18 protein-coding genes and 1 pseudogene are annotated in these 16662 nt (G+C 71.8%); 18 read left to right on the top strand and 1 reads right to left on the bottom strand.

The annotated features are described in order from the left end of the window. Positions 1-134 precede the first annotated feature (134 nt). From ACTIDRAF_RS0200750 to ACTIDRAF_RS0200690, 13 genes are all read left to right on the top strand, one after another. Complete coding sequence (locus ACTIDRAF_RS0200750; RefSeq protein ID WP_016696798.1) at positions 135-1226, top strand: amidohydrolase family protein; 1092 nt, start codon at positions 135-137, stop codon at positions 1224-1226. 634 nt (positions 1227-1860) lie between these two features. Next, a complete protein-coding gene (locus ACTIDRAF_RS0200745) occupies positions 1861-2640 on the top strand; it encodes a CPBP family intramembrane glutamic endopeptidase (protein WP_016696797.1) in 780 nt (259 codons plus the stop codon). A gap of 138 nt (positions 2641-2778) precedes the next feature. After that, a complete protein-coding gene (locus ACTIDRAF_RS0200740; RefSeq protein ID WP_016696796.1) occupies positions 2779-3693 on the top strand; it encodes a type II CAAX endopeptidase family protein in 915 nt (304 codons plus the stop codon). Between the two features lie 238 nt (positions 3694-3931). Further along, positions 3932-4384, top strand: a complete 453-nt coding sequence (gene rpsP / locus ACTIDRAF_RS0200735; RefSeq protein ID WP_016696795.1) for a 30S ribosomal protein S16 — start codon at positions 3932-3934, stop codon at positions 4382-4384. Continuing rightward, positions 4381-4620 (top strand): RNA-binding protein, encoded by a 240-nt coding sequence (locus ACTIDRAF_RS0200730; protein WP_016696794.1) that lies wholly within the window; start codon positions 4381-4383, stop codon positions 4618-4620. Before rpsP ends, ACTIDRAF_RS0200730 begins: the two co-directional genes overlap by 4 nt. 13 nt (positions 4621-4633) lie before the next feature. Continuing rightward, positions 4634-5182 (top strand): ribosome maturation factor RimM, encoded by a 549-nt coding sequence (gene rimM, locus ACTIDRAF_RS0200725; RefSeq protein WP_016696793.1) that lies wholly within the window; start codon positions 4634-4636, stop codon positions 5180-5182. Positions 5183-5311: 129 nt separating this feature from the next. Next, positions 5312-6130 carry a tRNA (guanosine(37)-N1)-methyltransferase TrmD gene (trmD, locus tag ACTIDRAF_RS0200720; protein ID WP_016696792.1) on the top strand — a complete coding sequence of 273 codons (819 nt, stop codon included), beginning with the start codon at positions 5312-5314 and terminating at the stop codon, positions 6128-6130. A 163-nt stretch (positions 6131-6293) separates the two neighbouring features. After that, positions 6294-6653, top strand: a complete 360-nt coding sequence (gene rplS, locus ACTIDRAF_RS0200715; protein ID WP_016696791.1) for a 50S ribosomal protein L19 — start codon at positions 6294-6296, stop codon at positions 6651-6653. A gap of 46 nt (positions 6654-6699) precedes the next feature. Further along, entirely contained in the window at positions 6700-7665 is a 966-nt protein-coding gene (gene lepB / locus ACTIDRAF_RS0200710) for a signal peptidase I (RefSeq protein ID WP_026065632.1), read from the top strand. Positions 7666-7679: 14 nt separating this feature from the next. Continuing rightward, complete coding sequence (locus tag ACTIDRAF_RS0200705; protein ID WP_052168648.1) at positions 7680-8414, top strand: ribonuclease HII; 735 nt, start codon at positions 7680-7682, stop codon at positions 8412-8414. Positions 8415-8500: 86 nt separating this feature from the next. Next, positions 8501-8827, top strand: coding sequence for a DUF2469 domain-containing protein (locus ACTIDRAF_RS0200700; RefSeq protein WP_016696788.1), 327 nt, complete (start codon positions 8501-8503; stop codon positions 8825-8827). A gap of 298 nt (positions 8828-9125) precedes the next feature. Next, a complete protein-coding gene (locus ACTIDRAF_RS0200695) occupies positions 9126-10229 on the top strand; it encodes a tyrosine-type recombinase/integrase (protein ID WP_016696786.1) in 1104 nt (367 codons plus the stop codon). Then, entirely contained in the window at positions 10204-11193 is a 990-nt protein-coding gene (locus tag ACTIDRAF_RS0200690; protein ID WP_026065631.1) for a FliA/WhiG family RNA polymerase sigma factor, read from the top strand. The genes ACTIDRAF_RS0200695 and ACTIDRAF_RS0200690 overlap by 26 nt, the downstream gene beginning before the upstream one ends. A 114-nt stretch (positions 11194-11307) precedes the next feature. Here the strand turns inward: ACTIDRAF_RS0200690 and ACTIDRAF_RS32350 are convergent. Continuing rightward, positions 11308-11892 (bottom strand): annotated as a pseudogene (locus ACTIDRAF_RS32350) (M23 family metallopeptidase); the annotation flags it as partial. A 347-nt stretch (positions 11893-12239) separates the two neighbouring features. Here ACTIDRAF_RS32350 and rpsB point away from each other — a divergent pair. From rpsB to ACTIDRAF_RS0200665, 5 genes are all read left to right on the top strand, one after another. Then, a complete protein-coding gene (gene rpsB, locus ACTIDRAF_RS0200685; RefSeq protein WP_016696784.1) occupies positions 12240-13073 on the top strand; it encodes a 30S ribosomal protein S2 in 834 nt (277 codons plus the stop codon). Positions 13074-13268: 195 nt separating this feature from the next. Then, on the top strand, positions 13269-14084 hold the full coding sequence (gene tsf / locus ACTIDRAF_RS0200680) for a translation elongation factor Ts (protein WP_016696783.1): 816 nt from the start codon (positions 13269-13271) through the stop codon (positions 14082-14084). Positions 14085-14235: 151 nt separating this feature from the next. Then, complete coding sequence (gene pyrH, locus ACTIDRAF_RS0200675; protein ID WP_052168649.1) at positions 14236-14925, top strand: UMP kinase; 690 nt, start codon at positions 14236-14238, stop codon at positions 14923-14925. Positions 14926-15056: 131 nt separating this feature from the next. Then, positions 15057-15614: a ribosome recycling factor gene (gene frr, locus ACTIDRAF_RS0200670; RefSeq protein WP_016696781.1), complete on the top strand. Its 558-nt coding sequence runs from the start codon at positions 15057-15059 to the stop codon at positions 15612-15614. A gap of 8 nt (positions 15615-15622) precedes the next feature. Continuing rightward, entirely contained in the window at positions 15623-16540 is a 918-nt protein-coding gene (locus tag ACTIDRAF_RS0200665) for a phosphatidate cytidylyltransferase (RefSeq protein WP_016696780.1), read from the top strand. Positions 16541-16662 lie beyond the last annotated feature (122 nt).

The following is a 16662-nucleotide window of genomic DNA, read 5'->3' as shown; positions in this document are numbered from 1 at the left end:
GATCTGAGCCTTCGGCGGCGGCGGGCAGGTACCGCCCGGACTGGCCGGGATGGACCAGCTGCCGGCCGACTTCGACCCCAACCGCCTGACCTTCGGCAACACCAAGAGCGGCAAGAAAAAGAAGAAGTGATCCCGTGGCGTCCCCGCTGCACCTGAACGGAGTGGTGCTGCCCGAGGGCGAGCACCGGGACCTGTGGATCGTCGACGGCCGGGTGAGCACCGAACCGGTACCCGGCTCGGAGACCATCGCCAGCGGGGCCTACGTGCTGCCCGGCCTGGTCGACGCCCACTGCCACGTGGGGATCGGCCTCGGGGCCCGTCCGGCCGAGCCCGACGAGGTCGTCGACCAGGCGCGCGCCGAACGCGACGCCGGGGTCCTGCTGATCCGCGACTGCGGAGTGCCCGTCGACACCGGCCACCTGCGCGGACGGCAGGACCTGCCCCGCATCCTCCGCGCCGGCCGGCACATCGCCCGGCCCAAGCGGTACCTGCCGGGACTGGGCGTCGACCTCGACGACCCGTCCCTGCTGCCGAAGGCCGTGGCCGAGCAGGTCGAGGCCGGCGACGGCTGGGTGAAACTGGTCGGGGACTGGATCGACCGGTCGGCCGGCGGAGCCTCCGCCGACCTGGCGCCGCTGTGGCCGGACGACGTCCTCGCCGAGGCGATCGGCCTGGCCCACGACGCGGGAGCGCGGGTCACCGCCCACGTGTTCGGGGAGGACGCGCTGCCCGGACTGCTCGGTGCCGGTATCGACTGCGTCGAGCACGGCACCGGCCTCACCGCCGACACCATCGACCTGATGGCCCGCCACGGGGTCGCCCTCGTCCCCACGCTGATCAACATCGAGAACTTCCCCGCCATCGCCGACACGGCGGTGCGCTACCCGCGTTACGCGGCGCACATGCGCGACCTGCACGCCCGGGTCGACGCCACCATCGGCGCCGCCGTCGAGGCCGGGGTCCCGGTCTACGCGGGCACCGACGCCGGCGGTGGCATCGTCCACGGCCGGATCGTCGACGAGATCGAGTCGCTGCACCGGGTGGGCATGAGCCGGGAGGACGCGCTGGCCGCCGCGTGCTGGCGGGCCCGCGCGTGGCTCAACCACCCCACCCTGGAGGACGGTGCCCCGGCGGACCTCGTCGTCTACCGGCACGACCCACGCCGCGATCTGGCGGCGCTGCGCGACCCGGCCCGCATAGTGTTGCGGGGGCGCGTCGTGCGGTGAGCCGGGGAACCGGCTGTCCGGACGTCGCCCGCACCAGTGCACGCCCGCGTCGGGGCGCCGTCGAGTCGTCGAAGGGGAACACGTGGAAGAGCGGGAGCCGGGGTCGGCCACACCGGACGAGCCAGCGCACCGGCGGCCGGACCAGTCCGGGGCGCGGGACACCGGCGACCCCGACGCGTCCGGCCAGCGACCGGAACCGACGCCGAGGACCGGGGGTACCACCCCCGAGGCCCAGGGCACGTCCGCGACCGGGCAGCCGGAACGTCCCCCGGGCACCGACGCCGAGCCTTGCCCCGGGGAAGCGGGAACGCCAACACCGGGTGCCCCGGTTCCCCCGGAGCACGCCCGGGACGAGGCGCCGGGAACCCCAGACCGCGACGACGCGGAGCGGACGCCGCCGGCCGGCTCGGCCCAGCCCGCGACCGGTGACCACGGCACCCGGCCGCCCTCGCCCCCGTACCCCACGGGCACGGCTCCCGGCCCGTCGGTTCCCCCCGGGCCGGGTCCCCACCCAGGTCAGCCGGCGGGTTTCCCGCCCGTTCCGAACCCGTGGCACGGTCAACCGGCCGGCCCGCCGGGGCCGCCCTCGCCCAGCGCGGCCCCCGCCGGTGGCTTCCTCAACCAGTACCAGCCGATGGGGTCGGTGCAGGACGGCCGCGATCCCGCGTTGCACGACCGCTACTGGGAGGCGCAGCTGGAAGCCGGCGCCCGGAACAGCCTGCACTGGGGGTTCCTGGCGTTCTTCGTCGGCTGGGCCGGCTACTACCTGGTGGCCGGGTTGATCGGCGCCATCCTCGCCGGGCAGTTCCAGGAGTTCGACCCGCTGTCCCCGCCCCCGATGGGGCCGCTGCTGCTCGTCTCGCTCATCCCCAACCTGTTCCTGGGGCTCGGTCCGGCGGTGCTGTCCTGGTGGAAGGGGCAGGGGCTGCGCCGCGACTTCGGCATCGTGCCCAAACGCCGCGACTGGAAGGTCGGGCTGCTCACCGGGGGCATCGGTCTCGTCGCGGCCTTCGTCATGACGATCCTGCTCATGTCGGGGTCGTTGGACGAGAACGGCGAGTCCTCCGGGATCAACAACCTCGGCCAGCTCGCCCAGGGACAGGCGGTCTGGATCCTGCTCTTCTCGCTCTTCGTGTTCATCGGCGCTCCGCTCACGGAGGAACTGCTGGTGCGCGGCGCGCTGTGGGGGGCGTTGGAGCAGTACCGGGTCCCCCGGTACGCCATCCTGCTGCTCACGACCTTCGTGTTCGCGTTGATCCACGAGGAACCGGAGCGCACGCCGGTACTGCTCGTCGGAGGGCTCGCCATCGGCATCGCGCGGATGATCACCGGACGGGTCGCGGCCGCGATCATCGCCCACGCCACCTACAACCTGCTGCCCGCCGTCGTCTTCTACGCCCAGTTCAGCGGCTGAGGACCTACCGGCGCTACCCGGCGTGGTCGGCGTGATCACTCCACGAGACCACGCTCCCCGCCCTCTTCGGCGTGCCGCGATCACGACGAGTACGGCTAACCTCGGTGGGGCGGGGAAGCGGAGTGGGGAGATCACAACGTGAACCAGGTCGACGGTGGCGAGGAACCTCGCCGCGCAACGCCCGGCCCCGCCGGGCACGGGCACGCGGCGCCCGACGAGACCGTGACCGGCACCTCCGGCGAGGAACAGGCGCCCAGGCCCACCGGACCGGGGGATGGGGACCGGCGGGACGTGGGCCTGTCCACCGTCGAACCCCAGCCCGCCCCGGCCGGCACCGGCAGCGGGACCCCGGCCCGCACCCACCGCTGGGGCCTGGGGGTGTTCTTCCTCGCCCAACTGGTGTTCCTGCTGTCCTCGGTCTTCCTGGTCGCCCCGCTGGGGCCGATGGACCCGGACTCCTCCCTCCGGGAGACGGTGCTCATCGTGGGCCTGGTGCTGCCCACCCTGCTGGCGGCCGGGGTGGTGCTGGTCGCGACCCGCGTGCGGGGCAACGGCCCTCGCCGCGACCTCGGGCTCGAGTGGTCCTGGGCCGACGTCCGCACCGGCCTGAAGTACGGGGCGCTGTGCATGGGGCTGGCCTACGTGGGCGCCATGTTCTGGTCCCAGTGGGTGGGGGAGGAGAACGCGAACTCCGCCGTGGGCTCGCTGGTCGAGGGCCTCCAGCTGTCCCCCTGGCTGGCGGTCCTGCTGTTCCTCCACGTCTTCCTCATCGCCCCGACCTGCGAGGAGCTGATCTTCCGAGGGGCGCTGTGGGGAGCCATGGAACGGCTCCGGTGGAGCAGGTGGACCGTGTTCGTGTCCAGCACGGCGATCTTCGCCGTGGCCCACCTCGAACCGGAACGCACCCCGCTGCTCCTGCTCATCGGCATCCCGATCGCGCTCGCTCGCCTGTACACCGGGCGGCTGCTGGCCAGCATCGTCGCCCACCAGATGAACAACCTGCTCGGCGCGGTGGGGCTGCTGCTGATGGCCCTCGGCGTGATCCCTCCGTGACGAGGCGTGCGCGGATGGGGCTCCTCGTGCTGGTGGAAGCGGTGGGCGTCGTACCGGCGCCGAGAGGTCGGTTCGGCTCCCGAGGGGGCATCTGGCAGAATGGCTCGCTGTCCGTCGCTGTCGGGCCCTCTCACCGTGCAGCGGCTACCCACAACGTCCGAGCGCTCGGACCCGTTGCCCCACTCGGGCCACGGGCGCTCATCCATGAGCAGACGAGAGCTTGAGGAGCAACTCACCCGTGGCCGTCAAGATCAAGTTGATGCGGCTCGGCAAGATCCGCGCCCCGCACTACCGGATCGTCGTCGCCGACGCCAGGACCCGCCGTGATGGCAAGGCCATCGAGACGATCGGCAAGTACCACCCCACCCGCGAGCCCAGCTTCATCGAGGTGGACTCCGAGCGCGCCCAGTACTGGCTGGGTGTCGGCGCGCAGCCGACGCAGCCCGTGCAGCGGCTCCTGGAGCTGACCGGCGACTGGCAGAAGTTCAAGGGCCTCCCCGTTCCGGAGGGCGCCCTGAAGCAGGCCGAGCCGAAGCCGGACAAGCAGGCGCTGTTCAACGCCGCGCTGGCCGCCGCGGGCGAGGAGCCGGTGACCGAGGCCACGACGCCGAAGAAGAAGGCGGCGAAGAAGAGCGACAAGGCCGACGCGTCCGAGGCCGAGGGCGAGAAGAACGAGGGCGGCCAGGAGTGAGTGTCCTGGCGGACGCCCTGGAGCATCTCGTCAGGGGCATCGTGGCGAACCCGGACGATGTCCGGGTCCAGCTCATCACCACCCGGCGCGGCCGCACCCTCGAGGTGCACGTGCATCCCGACGACCTGGGCAAGGTCATCGGACGTGGTGGTCGCACCGCGACCGCCCTGCGGACCGTGATGGCCGGCATCGGTGGCCGTGGTCTGCGGGTCGACGTGGTCGACACCGACAGGTGAGCGTGGTGCGGCAGTGGTGAACACCGCCAGGCCTGGGGAGTCCGCCCTCCTCGTCGGTCGGGTCGTCCGCCCGCACGGCGTCCGTGGGGAGCTGGTCGTCGAGGTGCGGACCGACTCCCCCGAGGAGCGGTTCGCCGTCGGCGCGGCGCTCGACGGGCGTCTGCGCGACGGCAGCACTCGGACCTTCACGGTGACAGCCGCCCGGAACCATTCCGGGCGGCTGCTGCTCACCCTCGACGGTGTCGCGGGACGGGACGCGGCGGAGGAGCTGCGCGGCACCCTGCTCACCGTGGACCGGGAGGCGCTGCCCCCGACCGACGATCCGGACGAGTACTACGACCACCAGCTGGAGGGCCTGCGGGCCGAGTTGCCCGACGGCACCGAGATCGGCCGCGTCGTCGAGGTGGTCCACGGCGCCGGTTCCGACCTGCTCTCGATCCAGGTGCCCGAGCGGGCCGACCGCGTCCTCGTCCCCTTCGTCCAGGCGATCGTGACGGAGGTCCACCTCGCCGAGGGGCGGCTGGTCGTGGACCCGCCCGAGGGACTGCTCGACGAGACCTGATGCCGGGGCGGCCGCGACGACCCCGGCCGGGACCGGCCCGGCGAGGCGGTCACCCGCTCCTCCCCGTGCCCGGCGGGTCGGGTCCGGACCCGGTGACCGCATCCACCCCGTGAACGTTGAGGGAGCGCCGTGCGCATCGACGTGATCACCATCTTCCCCGAGTACCTGGCGCCCCTGCGCGCGGCGCTGCTCGGCAAGGCCATCGACCGTGGTCTGGTGGAGATCGGCGTGCACGACCTCAGGGCCTGGACCCACGACGTGCACCGCACCGTGGACGACAGCCCCTACGGCGGCGGGCCCGGCATGGTGATGAAACCCGACGTCTGGGGCGAGGCCCTCGACGCGGTCTGCCCGCCCTCGGACTCCGAGGAGCCGGGGGGCGCGCCACCCGTCCTGGTGGTTCCCACCCCGGCGGGACGCCGGTTCGACCAGGCCCTGGCCCGTGAGCTCGCCGAGGAACCGAGGGTGGTCTTCGCCTGCGGGCGGTACGAGGGGATCGACCAGCGGGTGGTCGAGGAGGCGGCGGAGCGGATGCGCGTCCTCGAGGTGTCCATCGGCGACTACGTGCTGGTCGGCGGGGAGGTGGCCACCCTGGTCATGGTCGAGGCGGTGGCGCGGCTGATCCCCGGTGTGCTGGGCAACCCCGTCTCGGCCTCCGAGGACTCGTTCTCGGACGGCCTGCTGGAGGGGCCCTGCTACACCCGTCCCGAGGTGTGGCGGGGCAGGGCGGTGCCCGAGGTCCTGCGGTCCGGCAACCACGCGGCGGTGGACCGGTGGCGGCGGGACCGGGCGCTGGAGCGGACCCTCCGCCAGCGGCCCGACTTGCTCGCCGCCCTGCCGGAGGAGGCGCTGTCCCGTGCCGATCGCGCGTTCCTCGCCACGCTGGAGGAGGAGTCCCCGCAGGTCGGGGCCGATGACGGCGGCGCGGGAGCCGGCCCGGTTTCCTGAGGCGATGCCGCCCGTGGCACACTGGGTGGGTTGCTGCAACCGGCCGACCAGCCGGCGCGCACCACAGACCACTCCGACGGCGAGCCCAGGCTGTGCCGACAGCGCGCGGCCGCGCCCCGCGGAGAGACGAAAGACCCGAGTGAATGGTGAGGACGGACCACCGATGAACACCCTGGACGCTCTGGACGCTCAGTCGCTGCGTTCCGACATTCCCGCCTTCCGGCCTGGGGACACGCTCAAGGTTCACGTCCGCGTCATCGAGGGCTCTCGGGAGCGCGTGCAGGTGTTCCAGGGCGCCGTCATCCGGCGCCAGGGCGGCGGCATCCGCGAGACCTTCACCGTGCGTAAGGTTTCCTTCGGCGTCGGCGTCGAGCGGACCTTCCCGGTGCACTCCCCGAACATCGCCAAGATCGAGGTGGCGACCAGGGGTGACGTGCGGCGCGCCAAGCTGTACTACCTGCGTGAACTCCGGGGCAAGGCCGCCAAGATCAAGGAAAAGCGCGAAACGCCGACGGCCTCCTGAGTCCCTTGTGGATCACGTAGCGTAGTCTGAGGCGGTGGCGGACTTCGTGCCCTCGAACACACCCCAGGGCGATCCAGACCAGCCCAAGCCCGACCCCGCGCCTCGGCCCGGCTCCGAGCAGGGCCCGCCGTCCGACGGCGGGCGACATAGCTCGGAGCCGGTGAGCGACGAGGCCGGCCCGGGTGACGGGGACGGTGCGGGCAAGAAGGAGCAGAAGAAGGGCTCCTTCTGGCGCGAGCTGGTCGTCCTGGTGGGCATCGCCGTGGTGCTGACCGTCGTCATCCAGGCCTTCATCGCCCGCGTCTACGTGATCCCCTCGCAGTCGATGGAGGAAACCCTCCACGGTTGCCACGGCTGCACCAACGACCGGGTGCTGGTGGACAAGGTGACCTACCGGTTCACCGACCCGAGTCCTGGTGACGTGGTGGTCTTCCGGGGCCCGGCGAGCTGGACCGAGAACGAGATCCCCCCGCAGCGGTCCGAGAACCCGGTCGTGAGCTTCTTCCAGTCCATCGGTGGGCTGGTCGGCATGGCTCCGCCGGACAACCGCGAGTTCGTCAAGCGGGTGATCGCCACCGGCGGCCAGACCGTCGAGTGCTGTGACGAGCGGAACCGCGTGCTCGTCGACGGGGAGCCGCTGGACGAGAGCTACGTCTACTGGCAGCCGAACCGGGGTAACACCCAGGAGGAGTTCGGCCCGGTCACCGTGCCCGCCGACCACCTCTGGATGATGGGCGACAACCGCAACAACTCCCTGGACTCGCGAGTGCAGGGCGGCGGTGGTGAGCGGGGTGCGGTGCCGGTGGACGACGTGATCGGCAAGGCCCGGTTCATCGTGCTCCCCCCGCAGCGTTGGCAGGGCATCGGTGATGACGATCCGCAGCAGGCGGGGCAGGCCCTGAGCGCGCCCGCGTGGCATGGCGCCATCCCCGCCGGGCTCGGCCTCGCCGCCGCCTTCCCCACGCTGTGGATCGGACGGCGGGTGCTCTCGCTGCGTCGGCGGGACGACTGACGGCTGGGACTGGCATGGTGGTCCCCGAACCAGGGTTACCGCGGCCGCCGAGGGCGGTGGTCCGGCGGAGTCTCGGCAACTGGGCGTTGCAGTCCGCGCTCGACCGGCGCGGGCTGGGTCCGGTGGCCGGGGTGGACGAGGCCGGTCGCGGGGCCTGTGCCGGTCCACTGGTGATCGCGGCCTGCGTCCTCCGGCCCAGGGACTCGGAACGCCTGCCCGGGCTGACCGACTCCAAGCTGCTGACCGCCCTGGCCCGTGAACGGCTCTACGACCAGGTGGTCGACCGCGCGGTCGCGTTCTCGGTGGTCTCGGTGCCGGCGGCCGAGGTCGACGCCCTGGGGGTGCACGTCGCCAACCTCGAGGGCATGCGCCGGGCGGTGGCACGGCTCGAGGTGCATCCCGGCTACGTGCTCACCGACGGGTTCCGGGTGCCCGGTCTGACCGCGCCGAACCTCGCGGTGGTCAAGGGTGACCTGGTCGCCGCGTGCGTGGCCGCGGCCTCGGTGCTCGCCAAGGTCACCAGGGATCGGGCGATGGCGCGGATGGACCAGCGGTATCCCGGGTACGGTTTCGCCGTGCACAAGGGCTACTGCACGGCGGACCACGCCGAGGCCCTGAGGGAGTACGGTCCGTGCGCGGAGCACCGCTTCTCCTACTCCAACGTTCGGGAGGCTGCCGGGCACCAGGTGACGAGCAGCCGAACGTCGCCGGTCGGAGGGGGTGCGCCAGAGCCCGTGGCGATCAGCTGATGGTCGCCGCTCGTGTTGAGGAAGAGTGTCGTGGACAATGAGGCCCGCATCACCGGTGCTTCGGCGGTAGGGAGGGTTCGGACTCGATGAGTTCCGAGGATCTCGAGAAGTACGAGACCGAAATGGAGCTGCAGCTCTACCGGGAGTACCGCGACATCGTCGGTCAGTTCTCGTACGTGGTGGAGACGGAGCGGCGGTTCTACCTGGCCAACGCCGTGGACGTCCAGGTGCGCAACTCGGAGGGCGAGGTCTACTTCGAGGTGCGGATGTCGGATGCCTGGGTGTGGGACATGTACCGGCCAGCCCGGTTCGTGAAGAACGTCCGGGTGATCACGTTCAAGGACGTCAACGTCGAGGAACTCGACAAGCCCGAACTGCGGCTACCGGAGAACGGCCCCTTCTCGTCCGGCTGAGGCCCGTCCACCCGGACGCGGCGGAGAAGCTCGTCGCCCGGGCGACGCCGGGCGGGGAGGCGCCAGGTCGAGTGCGGGGGACGGGGGAAGCTACCCGCGTCCCCCGCCTGCCAGGCGGTCAACGTCCTGCCCGCCCGGACGACGCGGAAGCGAAGCACGGTCGAGTGCGACCGCCTCGCCTCTCCCGCCGTGAGCGTCAGGCGTGCGGGGCCGTCGAGCCCGAGGCACCGGCGGCCGCTTTCGCCGATCACGTCGAGGGATCGTGCGAGTCGGCTGGTCAGACGGGGGCCGACTTGGGATGGTGGATCAGGTGCAGCCCCACGTCCCTTCGCCCGCCGCGCGGAGCACCGAACCCCCCGGCGGGGAGGAAGCACCACGGACACCGGTCCCGGCCGGTGTTGCCTCCCTTCCCCACATCGACGAGGAGTCGACCGAGCACGTCGAGGCCGATCCAGCCGAGGTCGAGGAGGCGGGAACCGCCTCCTCGACGGCCACCGAGCGACTGCTGGCCGACTACCGGCGGCACCTGAGCGCGGAACGGAACCTTTCGGCGCACACCGTCCGCGCCTACCTGGGCGACCTGCGGAGCCTGTTCGCCCAGCTCCCCGGAGCCCCCGACGCCGTTCCGCTCGACCCGCTCCCCCTGGACCTCACCCTGTTGCGGTCCTGGCTGGCCACGGCGCACGCCGAGGGGGTCAGCAGGAGCACCCTCGCCCGCCGAGCCGCCGCCGCCCGGGCCTTCACCGCGTGGGCTACCCGGCGCGGCTTCCTCACGTCCGACCCAGGGCCTCGGCTGCGCGCCCCCCGGGTACGGCGGGCGCTCCCCCCGGTCCTGCGCCCCGACCAGGTGGCGACCGCCCTCGGCGCGGCGGAGCGGGCCACGGCGGACGGGGACCCGGTGGCGCTGCGTGATCACGCCGTGGTCGAGCTGCTGTACGCGACCGGGGTCCGGGTGGCGGAACTCTGCGCGCTGGACGTGGACGACGTACGGCGTGAGGATCGCGTCCTGGTGGTGCGGGGGAAGGGCGACCGGGAGCGGGCCGTACCGTTCGGTGTTCCCGCCGACCGCGCGTTGACGGCATGGCTCGAACGAGGAAGACAGGGGCTGACCAGGCCGGATTCGCCGCCAGCTGTCTTTCTCGGGGTGCGAGGCGGCCGTCTCGGCGCCCGGGCGGCGCGCCGGATCGCGCACGAGGCCGCCGCCGCCGCTCCCGGCGCTCCGGACGTGGGGCCGCACGGCTTCCGGCACTCCGCGGCTACCCACCTCCTCGAAGGCGGGGCTGACCTCCGCAGCGTACAGGAGTTGCTCGGTCACGCTACGCTCGCAACAACCCAGTTCTACACACACGTCACCGTCGAACGGCTAAAGGCAATCCATGACCGAACCCACCCCCGTTCCTGACGATGTTGGGGGAGGTTCCCGTACGGCCATCGCGCGTCACCAGCAGGAGCATGGCGCCACGGCCGGTGGCGACCGCGCCATCCGCTCAGCTCGGTCGGGGACTGCTCCAGCGACACCCTCACAGCCAACCCAAGCCACCCCGGGGGGGTACCGCTCCCGCGTCACGCGGCGTGACGCCCCGTCCTCGGGTGACCCGCGCAGCGCCGACGAGGTGGAGGCGGGCATCGTCGCGCTCTGGCGCTCCTACGGTGGGGCGCGGCAGCAGGCGCTCCGCGACCGGCTGGTGCTGCACTACGCGCCGCTCGTCAAGTACGTCGCTGGCCGGGTCGGTACCGGGCTGCCGGCCCACGTCGACGTCGCCGACCTCGTGCAGTCCGGAATCTTCGGCCTGGTCGACGCCATCGAGAAGTTCGAACCCGAACGGGGCCTGAAGTTCGAGACCTACGCGATGCAACGCATCCGGGGGGCGATCCTGGACGACCTGCGCGCCCAGGACTGGGTGCCCCGGTCCGTCCGCAGCCGCGCCAGGGACCTGGAACGAGCCCAGGAACGCCTCGAGGCCCGGTTGCAGCGCACCGCCTCCGACGGCGAACTCGCCGAGGAGCTGGGGATCGGGATCTCGGAGTTGCGGGACCTCTTCGCGCAGGTCCAGCTCACCAGCGTCGTCGCCCTCGACGAACTCATCGCCGCGGGGCGGGGCAGTGCCTCCCTCGCCGAAACCCTCCCCGACGAACGCGCCGAGGACCCGGTCGCGAACCTGATCGACGGGGACAGCCGCCGCCAGCTCGCCGCGGCCATCGCACAGCTCACCGAGCGGGACCGCATCGTGGTCACCCTGTACTACTTCGAGAACCTCACCCTCGCCGAGATCGGGCGAGTCCTGGGCGTCACCGAGTCCCGGGTCTGCCAACTGCACACCCGGGCCGTGCTGCGGCTGCGCACGCGGTTGACCGGGCAGTCCTGACCCCACGGGCGGGTGGGTGGTCCCGGAGGGGCCACCCACCACCGCCGGGGACGACGCCTCCCAGGGCAGCAGCCGCACCCGCCGGCCGGGCAGCAGGGTGAGCGGGTCGACGTACTCCCCGTCGACGAGCGCTCCCCAGTGCAGGCACGCCACCGCCGCGCAACCGGGGTGGGCACCGTCGACCCAGCCCAGCAGCGTCCCACCCGCGACGGGTTGTCCCACCCGAACGGCGGCGCGCACCGGTTCGTAGGTGGTGCGGAGACCGCCAGGGTGGTCGACGGAGACCACGGGGCGGCCACCGACCGGGCCGGCGAAGCGCACCACCCCGTCGGCGGCGGCCAGCACCGGCCCACCGGGGACGGCGCTGAGGTCGACCCCGCGGTGACCTGCGCCGTAGGGGGTGAGCGGCCTCCGGAACAGGCGGAGTACCTCGGCTCCACCGACAGGGGAGTGGGTCACCCCCGGCGGGGTGACGGTCGCCCGGTCGGGCGCAGGAACCGGGGCCCGGTGGGAACCGGAGCCCAGCGGCCCCGGCGGGGGCGGCGGCTCCCACCGCCAACCCGCCTGGGACGTCGTCGGCTCGAACACCCAGGCGCGCGCGGCGGGCGCGGGTACCGACGCGGACACCGCCAGCGCGGGAACGGCGAGCCAGGCCAGGGAGCGGGGGAGCGGACCGGAGGGCCGACGGGTGCGGATCATGTCCCGATCGTCCGGCGCCGGTGGCCGACCGACCAGCCGCGCACCCGAGGGCTGTGGACAACTCGGCGCTGGGGATCGTCAGCGATCCGGGCGGATCCCGACCACCGGGGATCTTGCCGCAGGTCGTACACTGAGTGGTGCGGGCTGACACTGTGCGGTCCGACTTCGCGTGATCGCGCGCGTCGGCCGGGTTCTCCGGGCGGCACGGCATCCGGTGGTCCCGACCTCACCCTACGGGGTGGTCGGGCTCGGGTGGCGGCGCGACACCAGGACAGCGGGTCAACCATCCGCTGTGACAACCACCAGCGCGCCCCGGCGCGCCCGAGAACACGAGGTGCTAACCGGCCATGGCCGTCGTCACCATGAAGCAGCTGCTCGACAGCGGCGTGCACTTCGGGCACCAGACCCGTCGTTGGAACCCGAAGATGAAGCGCTACATCTTCACCGAGCGCAACGGCATCTACATCATCGACCTCCAGCAGACGCTGACCTACATCGACCGGGCCTTCGAGTTCATCAGGGAGACCGTCGCCCACGGCGGCACCATCCTGTTCGTCGGCACGAAGAAGCAGGCGCAGGAGGCCATCTCCGAGCAGGCCCTGCGCGTGGGGATGCCCTACGTCAACCAGCGCTGGCTGGGCGGCATGCTCACCAACTTCTCCACGGTGCACAAGCGTCTCCAGCGGCTCAAGGAGCTGGAGTCCATGGAGCAGACCGGGGGCTTCGAGGGTCGCACCAAGAAGGAGATCCTCATGCTGACCCGGGAGAAGGACAAGCTGGAGCGGACCCTCGGCGGTATCCGCGACATGGCCAAGGTCCCCAGCGCCGTCTGGATCGTCGACACGAAGAAGGAGCACATCGCCGTCGGTGAGGCCCGGAAGCTGGGCATCCCGGTGGTCGCGGTGCTCGACACCAACTGCGACCCCGACGAGGTCGACTACCCGATCCCGGGCAACGACGACGCCATCCGGTCCGCGGCGCTGCTGACCAGGGTCGTGGCCGACGGTGTCGCGCAGGGCCTGATGGCCCGCTCCGGCCGTGGCAACGCGCCGGAGGGCCAGGAGAAGCCGGAGCCCGGCGTCGCCACCGACGAGCCGCTGGCCGAGTGGGAGCAGGAGCTGCTCGCCGGTGCCGCCAGCGAGGGCGAGAAGCAGGGCAGCGAGCAGCCGGCCCAGGCCTGATCGCAGCCGGACCGTCAACGCCGCCCGGGCGGCGACACGCGTCGGACGCGAGCGGTTCCGCCGCTCCGCCACCGTCAGCACGGGGCACCCGCGACCACGGCGGGTGCCCCGTTCCCCGGGGTCACCAGGACACTCACCCGCGCCGCGCGGTGCCGGACAGCGGGTACGCAACGACGAGAAGGACTGACGACGCACATGGCGAACTACACCGCCGCCGACGTCAAGCGGCTTCGTGAGCTCACCGGCTCCGGCATGATGGACTGCAAGAAGGCGCTGGAGGAGTCCGCCGGCGACCTGGAGAAGGCCGTCGAGCTGCTCCGCATCAAGGGCGCCAAGGACGTGGGCAAGCGTGCCGAGCGCACCACGGCCAACGGCCTGGTCGCCGCTGACGGTGGCGTGATGGTCGAGCTGAACTCCGAGACGGACTTCGTCGCGAAGAACGCCGAGTTCCAGGAGCTGGCCGCGAAGGTCGTCCAGGCCGCCAAGGAGACCCGCCCGGCGGACGTCGCCGCGCTGAACGCCGCCTCCGTGGGCGACAAGACGGTCGCGGACGCCGTGCAGGAGCTCTCCGCCAAGATCGGCGAGAAGCTCGAGGTCTCCAAGGTCGCGGTGTTCGACGGCCAGGTCGCCGTCTACCTGCACCGCCGGGCCGCCGACCTGCCGCCGGCCGTGGGCGTGCTGGTCGAGTACACCGGGTCGAACGAGGACGCCGCCAAGGCAGCCGCCATGCAGGTCGCGGCGATGCGCGCCAAGTACCTGACCCGGGACGAGGTTCCCGCCGACATCGTCGCCAACGAGCGGCGCATCGCCGAGGAGACCGCCCGCGAGGAGGGCAAGCCCGAGCAGGCGCTGCCCAAGATCATCGAGGGCCGGGTCAACGGCTTCTACAAGGACGTCGTCCTGCTGGAGCAGGCCTCGGTCCAGGAGTCCAAGAAGACCGTGAAGGCGGTGCTCGACGAGGCCGGTGTGACGATCACCCGCTTCGCGCGCTTCGAGGTCGGCGCTTCCTGACCCGCACCACCCTGGGCACGGAATCCCGGAGAACCCGGGGTTCCGTGCTCAGCTCTGCCAGGCCCTGGTAACACCCCGCCCACCCGTGAGGAGAAGAGGTCCGGTGTCCGACCCGCAGATCGACGACGACCATCCCGGTTACCGCCGGGTGATGCTCAAACTCGGCGGTGAGATGTTCGGTGGTGGCGCGGTGGGCGTCGACCCCGACGTGGTCCAGACGGTGGCCCGGCAGATCACCGAGGTCGTCCGCACCGGTGTTCAGGTGAGCGTCGTGATCGGCGGCGGCAACTTCTTCCGGGGAGCGGAGCTCCAGCAGCGGGGGATGGACCGCGACCGGGCCGACTACATGGCCATGCTGGGTACGGTCATGAACTGCCTCGCGCTCCAGGACTTCCTGGAGAAGCAGGGCATCGACACCCGGGTGCAGACCGCGATCACCATGGGGCAGGTCGCCGAGGCCTACATCCCCCGCCGCGCCGAACGGCACCTGGAGAAGGGCCGGGTGGTGATCTTCGCCGCCGGCGTCGGGATGCCGTACTTCTCCACCGACACCGCCGCCGCCCAGCGCGCGTTGGAGATCGGTTGTGAGGTGGTGCTGATGGCCAAGGCCGTCGACGGCGTCTACACGGCGGACCCGAGGAAGGACCCGACCGCCACCATGTACCACCACATCTCCCACCGCGAGGTGCTGGAGCGTGGTCTGAAGGTCGCGGACGCCACCGCGTTCAGCCTGTGCATGGACAACAACATGCCGATCCTGGTGTTCAACCTCCTCACGGAGGGCAACATCGCCAGGGCCGTGCGCGGTGAGAAGATCGGCACGCTGGTCTCCACACCCTGACGAGCGCGCCCCCTCGGGGTCGTGCTGAGATCTACGAAGAGGCTGTCCCCGAGCCCTGTGCGGTCGGGCAGCGGTTGTGAGACAGGGCTCTGACCAGCATCAGCCAACCGGCGGCAAGCGAAGGAGCAGTCGTGATCGACGAGGCCCTCCTCGATGGCGAGGAGAAGATGGAAAAGGCGGTGTCCGTCGCCAAGGACGAGCTCGCCACCATTCGCACGGGTCGCGCGACCCCGGTGATGTTCAACGGCATCAGCGTCGACTACTACGGCGCGATGACGCCGATCAACCAGGTCGCCAGCATCAGCATCCCCGAGGCGCGACTCGCGGTGATCAAGCCCTACGACCCCAGTCAGCTGCGCGTCGTGGAGAAGGCCATCCGGGACTCCGACCTGGGCGTGAACCCCAGCAACGACGGCACCATCATCCGCGTGGTCATCCCCCAGCTCTCCGAGGAGCGCCGGCGGGACCTGGTGAAGGTCGCCAAGCAGAAGGGTGAGGACGCCCGCGTCACCATCCGCAACATCCGGCGGAAGGTCAAGGACGAGATCGACCGGATCGTCAAGGACGGCGAGGCCGGCGAGGACGAGGGCTCCCGCGCGGAGAAGGAACTCCAGAACCTGACCGACAAGTACGTCGCCAGCGTGGATGACCTCGTCAAGCACAAGGAAACCGAGCTGCTGGAGGTATAGGGCTCTCCATGATGGCGGCCGGTGACCACGACGCACCTGGTGTTGACGGGGAAACCGGTCACCACCAGCACACATCCACCCCTCCGGGCACGGCGGTGACCGGGGGGGCCGTCTCCCGCGCGGGGCGGAACCTCCCGGCCGCCATCGCGGTCGGGTTGGGACTCGGGGCGTTGCTGCTGGCCGCCCTGCTCTTCTGGCGACACCTGTTCGTGGCCATCGTGGCCGTGGCGGTCGCCGTTTCCACGATCGAGCTGCACCGGACCCTCGGCCGCGCGGCCGGGGTCCGGCTGGCGTTGGCCCCGCTGCTGGCGGGCGGCCAGGCGATGATCTGGCTCTCCTGGCCGTTCGGCACCGTCGGGGTCCTCGCCGCCTTCGCGATGACGGTGGTCGCCTGCCTCCTCTGGCGGTTCCGGGGCGGCGCTGACGGGTACCTCCGGGACACCTCGGCGTCGGTGTTCGTGGCCGCCTACGTTCCGCTCTTCGCCTCCTTCGCGGCCCTGCTGGTGCTCTCGCCGGACGGCGCGGCCCGCACCCTCGCGTTCCTGCTCGCCGTCGTGTGCTCGGACACCGGCGGGTACGTGGCGGGTGTGCTCTTCGGCCGCCACCCGATGGCCCCGTCGATCAGCCCGAAGAAGTCCTGGGAGGGCTTCGCCGGCTCCCTGCTGGCCGGGCTGGCCGCCGGTGTGGGCAGCTTCGTGTTCCTGTTGGACGGCAGCTGGTGGCAGGGGGCGGTCTTCGGGGTGGCCCTCGTGGTCACCGCCACGACGGGTGACCTGATCGAGTCGCTCGTCAAGCGGGACGTCGGCGTCAAGGACATGGGCTCCCTGCTTCCCGGGCACGGCGGCATCATGGACCGGATGGACTCCCTGCTGCCCTCCGCCGTCGTCTCCTGGCTGCTGCTCACCGTTTTCCTGCCGCTCGCGTGAGCGGTCCCGGACACCGGTTCTCGGGCCTGGCCCGGGCGGTCGCGGAGCTGGCGGGGCGGCGGGAGCGGCGAGCCGGCGGTGTCCTGCCCAGCCCGAACATCTGGAACTGGCCGGAGCTCTAC

Source organism: Actinoalloteichus spitiensis RMV-1378, from assembly GCF_000239155.1.
Classification (GTDB): Bacteria; Actinomycetota; Actinomycetes; order Mycobacteriales; family Pseudonocardiaceae; genus Actinoalloteichus_B; species Actinoalloteichus_B spitiensis.
The sequence above is the reverse complement of the archived record's forward strand: the minus strand, read 5'-3'. Positions and strand labels throughout refer to the sequence as shown.